Here is a 17,323-nt window from a genome sequence, read left to right as displayed (position 1 = left end):
TCACAGATCTTTCGAGCGGCCCAGTTCGTTGTCGATGAAGCTGAGGATTTCCTCGGTACTCGCCGATTCGAGCATGTCGGCGACAGCGATTTCACTGGTTTCCGTGCCGCTCTCGCTCACCTTCGCCAGCAGGTGCCGCAGCCGGGTCGCGATGCCGTTCCGGGTGAGATCGTCGAGCGCGTTGCCGGAAAGAGCGGTCTCGAACCGGTCGAGATCGGCCAGCAATGACAGCTCTACCGCGGTGTTCGCTCCGGGCGCGATTTCCTCCAGAAGGTATTCGGCGAGGCTGGCGGGAGTGGGGTAGTCGAAGATGATGGTCGCCGACAGCTGCAGCCCCGTCACCGCGTTCAGCCGGTTGCGCAGCTCCATGGTGGTGAGGGAGTCGAAGCCCAGCTCACGGAACTCCCGTCCCGGCTGGATCGCGTCCACCGACTCGTGCCCCAGCACCGCCGCCGCCTGAGTGCACACCAGTTCCATCACCAGCCGCACCCGCTCGGCCTGCTCCAGGCCCGCCAGCCGCCGCACCAGCTCCGCGTCCCCGCCCGCGAGAACGGAGACCGCCGACCGGCGCCCCGCACGCACCAGGCCCCGCATCAGATGCGGCACCTCGCCCATCGCCCGCAACGCCGACAGCTCCAGTCGCACCGGCACCACCATCGCCCGATCCGACCCCACCGCCGCCTCGAACGCCGCGAGCCCCTGCTCGGCCGACAACGCCGGCATACCCGTCCGGCTGATCCGCCGCATCTCGATCTCACCCAGCGTGCCGGTCATCCCCGCGTCCTGGGCCCAGGCACCCCACGCCAGCGACAACCCCGCCAGCCCCGCAGCCCGGCGCACCTGAGCCAGCGCGTCCAAGAACACGTTGGCCGCCGCGTAGTTACCCTGACCAGGCGCTCCCACCACACCCGCAAGCGAGGAGAACACCACGAACGCCGCCAGGTCCAGGCCCCGGGTCAGCTCGTGCAGATGCCAGGCCGCATCCACCTTCGGCCGCAACACCGCATGCAACCCCTCCGCCGACAGCGACGGAATCGTCCCGTCGGCCAGCACACCCGCGGTGTGAATCACCGCGGTCAGCGGATGCCCGGCATCCACACCGGCCAGCAGCGCCGCCACCTGATCCCGATCCGCCATGTCACAGGCGGCGATCTCCACCTCGACCCCGTGCGCGATCAACTCGGCCCGCAACTCCAGCGCACCCGGAGCCTCCAGACCCCGACGGCTGGCCAGCAGCAGATGCCGCACACCCCGCTCGGCCACCACATGCCGCGCGAACAACGCACCCAGACCACCGGTGCCACCGGTGATCAGGACGGTGCCCTCCGGGTTCCAGACCCGGGGCATGGTCAGCACGATCTTGCCGGTGTGCCGGGCCTGGCTCATGAACCGGAACGCATCCCGGCCCCGGCGCACATCCCACGCCGTGAACGGCAACGGCTCCAGCTCACCCGCCGCGAACAACCCCATCAGCCCGCCCAGCATCTGCCGCAACCGCTCAGGCCCGGCATCCAGCATGTCAAACCAGTGATACACCAGCCCGGGGAACCGCTCCTGGTCGCGAATGTCGAGCTTGCCCAACTCGACGAACCGGCCGCCCGGACGCAGCAGCCGCGCCGAGGCGTCGATGAACTCCCCGGTCAGCGAGTTGAGCACCACGTCGATGCCCCGCTCACCGCAGACCGCGCGAAACCGCTCCTCGAACTCCAGGCTCCGCGAGGACGCGATGTGATCGTCCGGGATGCCCAGCGAACGCAGCACGTCCCACTTGGCCGGGCTGGCCGTGGCGAACACCTCCACCCCCAGCCGCTGGGCCAGCTGAATCGCCGCCATGCCCACACCGCCGGTGCCGGCGTGCACCAGCAGCCGCTCGCCCTCCCGCAGCCCGGCCAGGTCCATCAGCCCGTAGTAGGCCGTCAGGAACGTCACCGGGATCGTCGCGGCCTGCTCGAACGAGACCCCATCGGGGATCTTGGCCAGGGCTCGGGCGTGAGTGACCGTCACCGGGCCGAACGAGCCTTCGGCCAGACCGACCACCCGGTCGCCCGGGTGCAGGTCGTCGACCTCGGGGCCGACCTCCAGCACCACCCCGGCGGCCTCACCACCCATCAGGCCGACCTTGTCCTGGAACCAGCCCAGCGCGTTCAACCCGTCCAGCAGGTCACGGAAGTTCACCCCCGCCGCGTGCACCGCCAGCCGTACCTGCCCGGCCTCCAACGGCGCGGTCGCCTGCGGGAACGCGAGCAACTCCAGCGCGTCCAGGCTGCCCTTGGCCCGGCTGCCCAACCGCCACGCCACCTCACCGGCCGGCGGCAGCAGACCCGCCCCCGACACCAGCGACGCCAACCTCGGCGCCCACACCCCACCGTCACGCACCGCCACCTGCGGCTCACCCGACGTCGGCAGACCGGCCAGAATCCCCGGCAATGCCGACAGCGAGGACTCCTGCCCGTCCACGTCGACCAGCAGGAACCGGCCCGGATTCTCCGACTGGGCACTACGCACCAATCCCCACACCGCCGCGGCCGCCAGATCGGCGACCACCTCGCCATCACCCGCCGCGACCGCCCCCCGGGTGACGAACACCAGCCGCGACTCGGCGAACCGCTCCTCGGCCAACCAGCCCTGCAACAGTCCCAGAACCCCGGCCGTCACCTCATGCGCCGAAGCCACCACCTCCACCGCCGACCCGGCCGCGACCTCGGCCAGCACCACCCCCGGCACCGACCCCGCCTCCGCCAGCGCCGACAGATCACGATGAACCGCGACCGACTCCCACCTCCTCGCAAGACCCAGCGCGTCCGGCTCGAACGCCGCGAAGCCGACCATCGCCACCGGCACCGGGTCGGCCACGGTGACCTCGGAGAGCGTGGTCCACTCCAACCGGAACAGCCCATCGCGCTCCATCACCTGGCCACCACCCGCGGCGGCGATCTGACCGGGCAAGAACGGACGCAGCACCAGCGACCGCGCCGACAGCACCGGCTCCCCGGCCGCGTCCACCGCCGTCAGCGTGACCGAGTCGGCAGCGGTCCGAAGCAGCCGCACCCGCAACATCGCCGCACCTGCCGCCTGCAGGCTCACCTCACTCCAGGAGAACGGCAACCGGCCCCCCTCCACCGGCTCCAGCCCGACGAACGGCACCGCGTGCAACGCCGCGTCCAGCAACGCCGGGTGCACCCCGAACGCACCCGCACTCGACTGCGCCTGCTCGGGCAGGACGACCTCGGCGAACACCGCACCGTCGACACCCCGCCAGGCCGCCCGCAACCCCTGGAACACCGGACCGTAGGCGAACCCGCCCGCGGCCATTCCCTCGTACAACCCATCCGTCTCGATAGCGGTCGCGCCCTGCGGCGGCCACACCGCCGCGTCGAACGGCACCGCGGGAGACGTGCCGGTCGCGAGCACACCGGCAGCCAAAGTGCCGGTCGCGTGCCGCACCCACGGCACATCGTCCGCGGCCTGCGCCGACCGGGCGTACACGTTCACGCTCCGGCGGCCCGACTCCTGCGCGGCGCCCACCCACACCTGCACCGCGACGGCGTCGGTCTCGCCCAGCACCAGCGGCGCGGTCAGCGTCAGCTCCTCCACCACATCGCAGCCGACCTGGTCACCCGCCCGGATCGCCAGCTCCAGGAACCCGGTACCCGGGAAGATCACCGTCCCGGCCACCGCGTGATCGGCCAGCCACGGATGCGACCGCACCGACAGGCGGCCGGTCAGCAGCACACCGTCGGAGTCGGCCAGCCCCACCGCGGCGCCCAGCAGCGGATGACCGGCTGTCGCCAGCCCGGCCGCGGCCACGTTGCCCACCTGGGAACCGGCCCCCTCAGGCCAGTACCGCTGGTGCTCGAAGGCATAGGTCGGCAGATCGACCCGGCGCCCGCGCGGAAGCACCGTCTGCCAGTTCACCGGCACGCCGTGCACGTGCAGACGAGCCAGCGCCTCGGTAACGGCCTCCTGCTCGTCCCGGCCCCCGCGCAACACCGGCACCAGCACCACGTCCGAATCCGGCCCGGAGGCCGGTTCCACGTCCGAGCCGGACTTTGAGGCCTGATTCGCGGCACTCGGGCCCGAGTCCGCCATCAGCGTGTCCTGAGCCATGGCGGTCAGCACCCCGTCGGGGCCCAGCTCCAGATACGCCCGCACACCCTGCGCGCGCAGGGTGCGGATGCCGTCGGCGAAGCGGACCGCTCCACGCACCTGATCCACCCAGTAGTCCGGCGAGCACAACTGCTCGGCCGTGGCCGCCTGCCCGGTCAGGGTGGACACGATCGGAACCCTCGGCGCGCCATAGCCGAGCCTGCTCGCCAGCGCACGGAAGTCCGCCAGCATCGGCTCCATCAACGGCGAATGGAACGCATGCGACACCCGCAACCGCTTCGTCCTGACCCCCCGCTTCTCCAGGGCGGCGGCGACCTCAAGGACCGGCTGCTCGACCCCGGAGATCACCACCGAGACCGGGCCGTTCACCGCCGCGACCGACACCTCTTTCTCCCGCCCGGCCAGCAGGGCGGCGACCTCCTCCTCAGAGGCCTGCACCGCCACCATCGCCCCACCGGAGGGGAGCGCCTGCATCAACCGCGCCCGGCCCGCCACCAACGCACACGCATCACTCAGGGACAACACCCCGGCCACATGCGCCGCGGTGATCTCCCCGATCGAATGCCCCGCCAGCACATCCGGCCGCACCCCCCACGAGGACACCAGCCGGAACAACGCCGTCTCCACCGCGAACAGGGCCGGCTGCGCCCACCCGGTCCGATCCAGCAACCCCGCCTGCGCCTGGTCACTGCCCGGCTCGGCGAACAGCACCTCGCGCAGCGAACCGTCCAGCAGCGGATCCAGCTCGGCGATCACCGCATCCAACGCCGCCGCGAACACCGGGAACCGCTCATACAGCTCCCGGCCCATCCCCGCCCGCTGGCTACCCTGACCGGTGAACAGGAACGCGAGCCGCGGCTCCGCTCCCGCCGCTCCGTGCACCACACTCACGCTTGGCAGATCCTCGGCCAGCGCACCCAGCCCGGCCAGCACCCCCTCACGATCAGCGGCCAGCACCACCGCCCGATGCTCGAACGCCGACCGCGTCGTGGCCAGCGAGAACGCCGCATCGGCCAGCCCCAGACCAGGCTCGCCGGCCAGGACCGACACCAGCCGCCCGGCCTGCGCCCGCAATGCCTGACCTGTCTTCGCCGACACCAGCACCGGCACCACACCCGCGGCAGGCACCCGGTCCTGCGGAGTGTCTTCTTCCGCCGATGTTTCCGGCCCTTGTTCGAGGATCACGTGCGCGTTGGTGCCGCTGATCCCGAACGACGACACCCCCGCCCGGCGCGGACGACCCGTCCGCGGCCACTCCACCTGCTCGGTCAGCAGCTCCACCGCACCCGAGGCCCAGTCCACATGCGAGGACGGCGCATCCACATGCAACGTCTTGGGCAACACGCCGTGCCGCATCGCCAGCACCATCTTGATCACACCCGCCACACCCGCGGCGGCCTGGGTGTGACCGAGGTTCGACTTGATCGCGCCCAGCAGCAGCGGCCGATCGGCTTCACGGTCCTTGCCGTAGGTCGCCAGCAGCGCCTGCGCCTCGATCGGGTCACCCAACCTGGTACCCGTACCGTGCGCCTCCACCGCATCCACCTCGGACGGCGACAACCCCGCACCGGCCAGCGCCTGACGAATCACCCGCTGCTGCGACGGACCGTTCGGCGCGGTCAACCCGTTCGACGCCCCGTCCTGGTTGATCGCCGACCCACGCATCACCGCCAGCACCTCATGCCCGCTACGCCGAGCATCCGACAACCGCTCCAGCACCAGCACGCCCACACCCTCAGACCAGCTCGTACCGTCCGCGGCGTCGGCGAACGCCTTGCACCGCCCATCGGGCGACAACCCGCCCTGCGCGCTGAACCCGATGACCCCCATCGGTGACGCCATCACCGTCGTACCGCCGACCAGCGCCAGCGAGCACTCCCCCTGCCGCAGCGCCTGCGCCGCCAGGTGCATCGCCACCAGCGACGACGAACACGCCGTGTCCACCGACACCGCCGGACCCTCCAACCCCAGCGTGTAGGACAGCCGGCCCGACAACACGCTGGCCGACATACCGGTGACGCCATGGCCTTGCACATCCGTCTGAGTGCTCACGATCAGGCTCGTGTAGTCCTGGCCGTTGGTGCCCACGAACACGCCGGTGTGGCTGCCCTTGAGCGAGACCGGGTCGATCCCGGCCCGCTCGACCGCCTCCCACGCCCCCTCCAGCAGCAACCGCTGCTGCGGATCCATCGCCAGCGCCTCACGCGGCGAGATCCCGAAGAACCCCGCGTCGAACCCCGCCACATCCGCCAGGAACCCACCCTGAACATCGAGGCCCATCCCAGACAGCAACTCCGGATCCCAGCCCCGATCGGCCGGAACCGGCGAGATCGCCTCCCCGCCCTCGGACAGCAACCGCCACAGCTCTTCCGGCGAGTTCACCCCACCGGGAAACCGGCAGCTCATCCCCACGATCACGATCGGATCGTCCGCCGTCGACGCCCTCGGCCCGGCCACCACACCCGACCCGACGGCCTGGTCCTGCCGGCCCAGCAACTCCGACACCAGGAACCGCGCCAGCACGAGCGGCGTCGGATAGTCGAACACCAGCGTCGCCGGCAACCGCAACCCGACGGCGATGTTGAGCCGGTTGCGCAGGTCCACCGCGGTCAGGGAGTCGAAGCCCAGCTCACGGAACTCACGTCCGGGCTGGACGGCCTCCCCCGAGGCGTGCCCCAGCACCACCGCCGCCTGAGCGCGCACCAGCTCCACCACCAGCCGAACCCGCTCGGCCTCCTCCAGCCCCGCCAACCGCCGCACCAGCTCCGAATCCCCACCCACCGAAGTGGAGACCGCCAGGCGGCGGCCCGCACGCACCAGGCCCCGCATCAGATGCGGCACCTCGGGGAACGTACGCAGCACCGACAGCTCCAGCCGCACCACCACCACCATCGCCCGATCCGACCCCACCGCCGCCTCGAACGCCGCGAGCCCCTGCTCGGCCGACAACGCCGGCATACCCGTCCGGCTGATCCGCCGCATCTCGATCTCACCCAGCGTGCCGGTCATCCCCGCGTCCTGGGCCCAGGCACCCCACGCCAGCGACAACCCCGCCAGCCCCGCAGCCCGGCGCACCTGAGCCAGCGCGTCCAAGAACACGTTGGCCGCCGCGTAGTTACCCTGACCAGGCGCTCCCACCACACCCGCAAGCGAGGAGAACACCACGAACGCCGCCAGGTCCAGGCCCCGGGTCAGCTCGTGCAGATGCCAGGCCGCATCCACCTTCGGCCGCAACACCGCATGCAACCCCTCCGCCGACAGCGACGGAATCGTCCCGTCGGCCAGCACACCGGCGGTGTGGATCACCGCGGTCAGCGGATGTTCGGCCGGGACCTGCGTCAGCAGGGCCGCCACCGCGTCCCGGTCGGCCATGTCGCACGCCGCGATGGTGACCTCGACCCCGTGCGCGATCAACTCGGCCCGCAACTCCAGCGCACCCGGAGCGTCCAGACCCCGGCGGCTGGCCAGCAGCAGATGCCGCACACCCCGCTCGGCCACCACATGCCGCGCGAACAGCCCGCCCAGACCACCGGTACCACCGGTGATCAACACCGTCCCCTCCGGATCCCAGACCCGGCCGGCGTCATCACCGGAGACATCAACGGGAACATCGGTCGGGACGTTGCCGGACGCCACCCGCGCCAGGCGCGGGACCAGAACGTCACCCTCGCGCACCACCGCCTGCGGCTCACCCGACGCCAACGTCCCCGGCAGCACACCGCGCAAGGCCGACAGCGAGGCCTGGTCCTGGTCCATGTCGACCAGCACGAACCGGCCCGGGTTCTCCGACTGCGCACTGCGGACCAGCCCCCACACCCCGGAAGCCGGAAGATCCGCTACCACCTCGCCGTCACCCGACGCGACCGCGCCCCGGGTGACGAACACCAGACGCGAATCGGCGAACCGGTCATCGGCCAGCCACCGCTGCACCACATCCAGAACGCGAGCGACCAGCGCATGCGCCGACTCCACCACCCCGGCCACCGGATCCGAGACCACCTCCGCGAGCACCACCGCCGGCACCGGACCCGCCTCGGCCAGCGCGAGCAGATCCGCATGCACCGGCACCACGTCCCCGGCCACCCGCAACGCCACCGCGACACCCAGCGTGTCCCGGCCGAGTACCGCCACCGGCACCTGGTCGGCTTCCGGCAGACCGCCTACCGCAGCCCATTCCACCCGGAACAGCGTGTCCTGCCCGGCCCCGCGACCATCGGAGAGCGCCAGCTGCTCGGCCGGGACCGGCCGCAACACCACCGAGCGCGCCGACAGCACCGGCTCCCCGGCCGCGTCCACCGCGCTCAGCGACACCGCATCCGGCCCCGTCCTGACCAACCGCACCCGCAACACCGAAGCACCACCCGCGTGCAGGCACACCTGCTCCCACGAAGACGGCACCAGGCCACCCTCCACCGGCTCCAACCCGGCGAAGGCCACCGCGTGCAGCGCCGCATCCAGCAGAGCCGGATGCACCCCGAACGCACCGGAGTCCGACACCGCCTGCTCGGGCAGCGCCACCTCGGCGAACACCTCACCGTCGACACCCCGCCAGGCCGCCCGCAACCCCTGGAACACCGGACCGTAAGCGAAACCGTCCTCGGCCAGCTCCTCGTACAACCCCTCCAGCTCGATCGCGGTCGCCCCGGCCGGCGGCCACACCGCCACCTCAAACGGCACGACCTCCGAAACACCGGCCGCGAGCGTGCCGGTCGCGTACCGCACCCACGCCACCTCATCAGCCACGCCCGCCGACCGGGCATACACGTTCACGCTCCGACGGCCCGACTCCTCCTTGGCACCCACCCACACCTGCACCACGGCCGCGCCACCCGCACCCAGCACCAATGGAGCGTCCAGGGTCAACTCCTCGACCAGGTCGCAGCCGACCTGGTCACCCGCCCGCACCGCCAGCTCCACGAACGCCGAACCCGGCACCAGTACCGAGCCCTCCACCACGTAATCGGCCAGCCACGGCTGCGCACTCACCGACAACCGACCGGTCAGCACCACCCCGTCGGAGTTGGCCAGCGGCATCGCCGCGCCCAGCAGCGGATGACCCGTCGCGGCCAATCCTGCCGCCACCACGTTCCCTATACCGGAACCGGTGTTCTCGGGCCAGAACCGCTGGTGCTCGAAGGGGTAGGTGGGCAGGTCAACCCGGCGCCCGCCCGGCAGTACCGATCGCCAGTCGACCGGCACCCCGTGCACATGCAGCTGGGCCAGCGCCGTCATCACCGCCATGGGCTCGTCCCGCCCCTTACGCAGCACCGGCACCAGCACCGAGGGCAACTCGTGCCCATGTGCCTCCGGCTCGGTCGCGATGGTGTCCTGGGCCATGGCGGTCAGCACCCCGTCGGGGCCGAGCTCCAGATACGCCCGCACACCCTGCGCGCGCAGGGTGCGGATGCCGTCGGCGAAGCGGACCGCTCCACGCACCTGGTCCACCCAGTAGTCCGGCGAGCACAGCTGCTCGGCCGTGGCCGCCTGCCCGGTCAGGGTGGACACGATCGGAACCCTCGGCGCGCCATAGCCGAGCCTGCTCGCCAGCGTGCGGAAGTCCGCCAGCATCGGCTCCATCAACGGCGAATGGAACGCATGCGACACCCGCAACCGCTTCGCCCGCACCCCCCGCTCCGCCAGCGCCGCGGCGATGTCGAGAACCGGCTGCTCGGCCCCGGAGATCACCACCGACGCCGGGCCGTTCACCGCCGCGACCGACACCTCCTTCTCCCGCCCGGCCAACAGCTCGGCGACCTCCTCCTCAGAGGCCTGCACCGCCACCATCGCCCCACCGGAGGGGAGCGCCTGCATCAACCGCGCCCGGCCCGCCACCAACACACACGCATCGGCCAGCGACAACACCCCGGCCACATGCGCCGCGGTGATCTCCCCGATCGAATGACCCGCCAGCACATCCGGCCGCACCCCCCACGAGGACACCAGCCGGAACAACGCCGTCTCCACCGCGAACAGGGCCGGCTGCGCCCACCCGGTCTGATCCAGCAACCCCGCCTCGACCGACCCCGGCTCGGCGAACAGCACCTCGCGCAGCGAACCGTCCAGCAGCGGATCCAGCTCGGCGATCACCGCATCCAACGCCGCCGCGAACACCGGGAACCGCGCATACAGCTCCCGGCCCATCCCCGCCCGCTGGCTACCCTGACCGGTGAACAGGAACGCGAGCCGCGGCTCCGCCCCGGCCACCCCGCGCACCACACCCGCACCCGGACCGTCCTCGGCCAGCGCACCCAGCCCGGCCAGCACCCCCTCACGATCAGCGGCCAGCACCACCGCCCGATGCTCGAACGCCGACCGCGTCGTGGCCAGCGAAAACGCCGCATCGGCCAGCCCCAGACCAGGCTCGCCGTCCAGGACCGACGCCAGCCGCCCGGCCTGCGCCCGCAACGCCTCCACCGACCGGCCCGACACCAGCACCGGCACCACACCGGCAACCGGTGCGTGGTCCTGCGGAGCGTCCTCGTCCGCGGCTTCCGGAGATTCCACCGCTTGTTCGATGATTACGTGGGCGTTGGTGCCACTGATTCCGAACGACGACACCCCCGCCCGCCACGGCCGATCCACCCGAGGCCAAGACCTGGCCTCGGTCAGCAGCTCCACCGCGCCCGAGGCCCAGTCCACATGCGAGGACGGCGCATCCACATGCAGCGTCTTGGGCAACACGCCGTGCCGCATCGCCAGCACCATCTTGATCACACCCGCCACACCCGCGGCGGCCTGGGTGTGACCGAGGTTCGACTTGATCGCGCCCAGCAGCAGCGGCCGATCGGCTTCACGGTCCTTGCCGTAGGTCGCCAGCAGCGCCTGCGCCTCGATCGGGTCACCCAACCTGGTACCCGTACCGTGCGCCTCCACCGCATCCACCTCGGACGGCGACAACCCCGCACCGGCCAGCGCCTGACGAATCACCCGCTGCTGCGACGGACCGTTCGGCGCGGTCAACCCGTTCGACGCCCCGTCCTGGTTGATCGCCGACCCACGCATCACCGCCAGCACCTCATGCCCGCTACGCCGAGCATCCGACAACCGCTCCAGCACCAGCACGCCCACACCCTCAGACCAGCTCGTACCGTCCGCGGCGTCGGCGAACGCCTTGCACCGCCCATCGGGCGACAACCCGCCCTGCGCGCTGAACCCGATGACCCCCATCGGTGACGCCATCACCGTCGTACCGCCGACCAGCGCCAGCGAGCACTCCCCCTGCCGCAGCGCCTGCGCCGCCAGGTGCATCGCCACCAGCGACGACGAACACGCCGTGTCCACCGACACCGCCGGACCCTCCAACCCCAGCGTGTAGGACAGCCGGCCCGACAACACGCTGGCCGACATACCGGTGACGCCATGGCCTTGCACATCCGTCTGAGTGCTCACGATCAGGCTCGTGTAGTCCTGGCCGTTGGTGCCCACGAACACGCCGGTGTGGCTGCCCTTGAGCGAGACCGGGTCGATCCCGGCCCGCTCGACCGCCTCCCACGCCCCCTCCAGCAGCAACCGCTGCTGCGGATCCATCGCCAGCGCCTCACGCGGCGAGATCCCGAAGAACCCCGCGTCGAACCCCGCCACATCCGCCAGGAACCCACCCTGAACATCGAGGCCCATCCCAGACAGCAACTCCGGATCCCAGCCCCGATCGGCCGGAACCGGCGAGATCGCCTCCCCGCCCTCGGACAGCAACCGCCACAGCTCTTCCGGCGAGTTCACCCCACCGGGAAACCGGCAGCTCATCCCCACGATCACGATCGGATCGTCCGCCGTCGACGCCCTCGGCCCGGCCACCACACCCGACCCGACGGCCTGGTCCTGCCGGCCCAGCAACTCCGACACCAGGAACCGCGCCAGCACGAGCGGCGTCGGATAGTCGAACACCAGCGTCGCCGGCAACCGCAACCCGACGGCGATGTTGAGCCGGTTGCGCAGGTCCACCGCGGTCAGGGAGTCGAAGCCCAGCTCACGGAACTCACGTCCGGGCTGGACGGCCTCCCCCGAGGCGTGCCCCAGCACCACCGCCGCCTGAGCGCGCACCAGCTCCACCACCAGCCGAACCCGCTCGGCCTCCTCCAGCCCCGCCAACCGCCGCACCAGCTCCGAATCCCCACCCACCGAAGTGGAGACCGCCAGGCGGCGGCCCGCACGCACCAGGCCCCGCATCAGATGCGGCACCTCGGGGAACGTACGCAGCACCGACAGCTCCAGCCGCACCACCACCACCATCGCCCGATCCGACCCCACCGCCGCCTCGAACGCCGCGAGCCCCTGCTCGGCCGACAACGCCGGCATACCCGTCCGGCTGATCCGCCGCATCTCGATCTCACCCAGCGTGCCGGTCATCCCCGCGTCCTGGGCCCAGGCACCCCACGCCAGCGACAACCCCGCCAGCCCCGCAGCCCGGCGCACCTGAGCCAGCGCGTCCAAGAACACGTTGGCCGCCGCGTAGTTACCCTGACCAGGCGCTCCCACCACACCCGCAAGCGAGGAGAACACCACGAACGCCGCCAGGTCCAGGCCCCGGGTCAGCTCGTGCAGATGCCAGGCCGCATCCACCTTCGGCCGCAACACCGCATGCAACCCCTCCGCCGACAGCGACGGAATCGTCCCGTCGGCCAGCACACCGGCGGTGTGGATCACCGCGGTCAGCGGATGTTCGGCCGGGACCTGCGTCAGCAGGGCCGCCACCGCGTCCCGGTCGGCCATGTCGCACGCCGCGATGGTGACCTCGACCCCGTGCGCGATCAACTCGGCCCGCAACTCCAGCGCACCCGGAGCGTCCAGACCCCGGCGGCTGGCCAGCAGCAGATGCCGCACACCCCGCTCGGCCACCACATGCCGCGCAAACAGCCCGCCCAGACCACCGGTACCACCGGTGATCAACACCGTCCCCTCCGGATCCCAGACCCGGCCCGCCACGTCGCCCAGGTCAGAGCCGGGCGCCACCCGCGCCAGGCGCGGCACCCACACCTCACCATCGCGCACCACGGCTTGCGGCTCACCTGAGGAAAACGCCCCGGCCAACACCCCCGGCAGCCCTGACAGCGGGGACTCCCGATCCACATCGATCAACAGGAACCGGCCCGGGTTCTCCGACTGCGCACTACGCACCAGACCCCACACCGCCGCGGCCGCCAGATCGGCGACCACCTCGCCGTCGCCCGCCGCGACCGCGCCCCGGGTCAGGAACACCAGCCGCGACTCGGCGAACCGCTCCTCGGCCAGCCAGCCCTGCAACAGATCCAGCACCCGGGCGGTCAGCGCATGCGCCGACTCCACCACCCCGCCCACCGGATCCGAGACCGCCTCCACCATCACCACGGCCGGCACCGTGCCCGCCGCCAGCGACGACAGCTCCGCGTGCACCTCCACCGCAAGGCCACCCGGCTCCCCGGCCACCCGCAACGCGGGAGCAACACCCAACGCGTCCGCACCCAGCACCGCCACCGGCATCGACGACGTCTGACCGGCCTCCGGCAAAGCACCCGCGGGCGCCCACTCCACCCCGAACAACGACTCCCAGCCCACGCCGACACCACCGGAGAGCGCCAGCTGCTCGGCCGAGACCGGCCGCAACACCACCGAGCGCGCCGACAGCACCGGCTCCCCGGCCGCGTCCACCGCGCTCAGCGACACCGCATCCGGCCCCGTCCTGACCAACCGCACCCGCAACACCGAAGCACCACCCGCGTGCAGGCACACCTGCTCCCACGAAGACGGCACCAGGCCACCCTCCACCGGCTCCAACCCGGCGAAGGCCACCGCGTGCAGCGCCGCATCCAGCAGAGCCGGATGCACCCCGAACGCACCGGAGTCCGACACCGCCTGCTCGGGCAGCGCCACCTCGGCGAACACCTCACCGTCGACACCCCGCCAGGCCGCCCGCAACCCCTGGAACACCGGACCGTAAGCGAAACCGTCCTCGGCCAGCTCCTCGTACAACCCCTCCAGCTCGATCGCGGTCGCCCCGGCCGGCGGCCACACCGCCACCTCAAACGGCACGACCTCCGAAACACCGGCCGCGAGCGTGCCGGTCGCGTACCGCACCCACGCCACCTCATCAGCCACGCCCGCCGACCGGGCATACACGTTCACGCTCCGACGGCCCGACTCCTCCTTGGCACCCACCCACACCTGCACCACGGCCGCGCCACCCGCACCCAGCACCAATGGAGCGTCCAGGGTCAACTCCTCGACCAGGTCGCAGCCGACCTGGTCACCCGCCCGCACCGCCAGCTCCACGAACGCCGAACCCGGCACCAGTACCGAGCCCTCCACCACGTAATCGGCCAGCCACGGCTGCGCACTCACCGACAACCGACCGGTCAGCACCACCCCGTCGGAGTTGGCCAGCGGCATCGCCGCGCCCAGCAGCGGATGACCCGTCGCGGCCAATCCTGCCGCCACCACGTTCCCTATACCGGAACCGGTGTTCTCGGGCCAGAACCGCTGGTGCTCGAAGGGGTAGGTGGGCAGGTCAACCCGGCGCCCGCCCGGCAGTACCGATCGCCAGTCGACCGGCACCCCGTGCACATGCAGCTGGGCCAGCGCCGTCATCACCGCCATGGGCTCGTCCCGCCCCTTACGCAGCACCGGCACCAGCACCGAGGGCAACTCGTGCCCATGTGCCTCCGGCTCGGTCGCGATGGTGTCCTGGGCCATGGCGGTCAGCACCCCGTCGGGGCCGAGCTCCAGATACGCCCGCACACCCTGCGCGCGCAGGGTGCGGATGCCGTCGGCGAAGCGGACCGCTCCACGCACCTGGTCCACCCAGTAGTCCGGCGAGCACAGCTGCTCGGCCGTGGCCGCCTGCCCGGTCAGGGTGGACACGATCGGAACCCTCGGCGCGCCATAGCCGAGCCTGCTCGCCAGCGTGCGGAAGTCCGCCAGCATCGGCTCCATCAACGGCGAATGGAACGCATGCGACACCCGCAACCGCTTCGCCCGCACCCCCCGCTCCGCCAGCGCCGCGGCGATGTCGAGAACCGGCTGCTCGGCCCCGGAGATCACCACCGACGCCGGGCCGTTCACCGCCGCGACCGACACCTCCTTCTCCCGCCCGGCCAACAGCTCGGCGACCTCCTCCTCAGAGGCCTGCACCGCCACCATCGCCCCACCGGAGGGGAGCGCCTGCATCAACCGCGCCCGGCCCGCCACCAACACACACGCATCGGCCAGCGACAACACCCCGGCCACATGCGCCGCGGTGATCTCCCCGATCGAATGACCCGCCAGCACATCCGGCCGCACCCCCCACGAGGACACCAGCCGGAACAACGCCGTCTCCACCGCGAACAGGGCCGGCTGCGCCCACCCCGTCTGATCCAGCAACCCCGCCTCGACCGACCCCGGCTCGGCGAACAGCACCTCGCGCAGCGAACCGTCCAGCATCGGGTCCAGCTTCGCGATCACCTCGTCCAACGCCTTCGCGAACACCGGGAACCGCTCATACAGCTCCCGGCCCATCCCCGCCCGCTGGCTGCCCTGACCGGTGAACAGGAAGGCGAGCTGCGGCTCCGTAGCCACCCCGCACACCACACCCGCACCTGGCAGATCCTCGATCACACCCCGCAGCCCGGCCAGCACACCCTCACGGCCATCGGCCAGCACCACCGCCCGATGCTCGAACGCCGACCGCGTCGTGGCCAGCGAGAACGCTGTATCGACCAGCGCCGTCTCACCGCGGTCCTTCATGTGCGAGACCAGCCGCTCGGCCTGCGTCCGCAACGCCTGACCTGTCTTCGCCGACACCAGCACCGGCAGCACACCCGCGGCAGGCACCTGGTCCTGCGGAGTGTCTTCTTCCGGCGTTTCCGGTCCTTGTTCAAGAATTATGTGCGCGTTGGTGCCGCTGATCCCGAACGACGACACCCCCGCCCGGCGCAGGCGACCGGTCTCCGGCCATTCCGCCGGCTCGGTCAGCAGCTTCACCGCACCGGCGGACCAGTCCACGTGCGAAGAGGGAGTATCGACATGTAGCGTCTTGGGCAGCACACCGTGCCGCATCGCCAGCACCATCTTGATCACACCGACCACACCCGCTGCCGCCTGCGCATGACCGAGGTTCGACTTGATCGCCCCCAGCAACAGCGGCCGACCCTCGTCCCGGTCCTGCCCATAGGTCGCCAGTAGCGCCTGCGCCTCGATCGGGTCACCCAGAACCGTGCCGGTCCCGTGCGCCTCCACCGCGTCCACCTCGGACGACGACAAACCGGCGCTGACCAGTGCCTGGCGGATCACCCGCCGCTGCGACGGGCCGTTCGGCGCCGTCAACCCATTGGACGCACCGTCCTGATTGATCGCCGAGCCACGCATCACCGCCAGCACCTGATGACCGTTGCGCCGGGCGTCCGACAACCGCTCCAGCACCAGCATGCCCACACCCTCGGACCAGCTCGTACCGTCCGCGGCGTCGGAGAACGCCTTGCACCGCCCATCGGGCGCCATCCCGCTGCCCTGTAGGCCGAACCCGACCAACACCATCGGCGACGTCATCACCGTGATACCGCCGGCCAGCGCGAGCGAGCACTCCCCCGACCGCAGCGCCTGCGCCGCAAGGTGCAATGTCACCAGCGACGACGAGCACGCGGTGTCCACCGACACCGCCGGGCCCTCCAACCCCAGCGTGTAGGACAGCCGGCCCGACAACACGCTGGCCGCCACACCGGTGACGCCATTGCCCTGCGCATCCGCCGGAGCCCTCATGATCAGGCTCATGTAGTCCTGGCCGTTGGTGCCCACGAACACACCGGTGGAGCTGCCCTTCAGCGAGACCGGGTCGATCCCGCCCCGCTCGATCGCCTCCCACGACGTCTCCAGCAGCAACCGCTGCTGCGGATCCATCGACAGCGCCTCACGCGGCGAGATCCCGAAGAACCCCGCATCAAACCCCGCCACATCCGTCAGGAACCCGCCCTCGCACCCGGCACCCACCGCTGACAACAACTCCGGATCCCAGCCCCGATCGGCCGGAACCCGCGAGATCGCGTCCTCACCCTCGATCAGCAACCGCCACAGATCCTCAGGAGAGTTGACCCCACCTGGAAAGCGGCACGCCATCGACACGATGGCGATCGGCTCCTGCCTGCCCGACTCCACCTCTTCGAGCCGTCGGCGGGTCTCGTGCAAATCGGTGGTGACCCACTTCAGGTACTCGACGAGCTTCCGGTCTTCGGACATGAGAGTGGCCCTTCACATTGTTCAGACGCGGGCT

At 71.2% G+C, this 17,323-nt stretch carries 1 protein-coding gene; it reads right to left on the bottom strand.

The window, feature by feature from the left end; translation table 11 throughout:
- The gene (locus OG884_RS30790; RefSeq protein WP_326638683.1) at positions 1-17,289 is read right to left on the bottom strand and encodes an SDR family NAD(P)-dependent oxidoreductase; all 17,289 of its coding nucleotides are present in this window, start codon (positions 17,287-17,289) and stop codon (positions 1-3) included.
- Positions 17,290-17,323 lie beyond the last annotated feature (34 nt).

The organism is Streptosporangium sp. NBC_01755 (assembly GCF_035917995.1).
Taxonomy (GTDB): domain Bacteria; phylum Actinomycetota; class Actinomycetes; order Streptosporangiales; family Streptosporangiaceae; genus Streptosporangium.
Note: the sequence above shows the minus strand (reverse complement) of the source record. Positions and strands in the feature narration are given on the sequence as shown.

Excerpts from the sequence above, each read along its gene's own strand:
- OG884_RS30790 (WP_326638683.1), bottom strand. The coding sequence starts at position 17,289 with ATGTCCGAAGACCGGAAGCTCGTCGAGTACCTGAAGTGGGTCACCACC.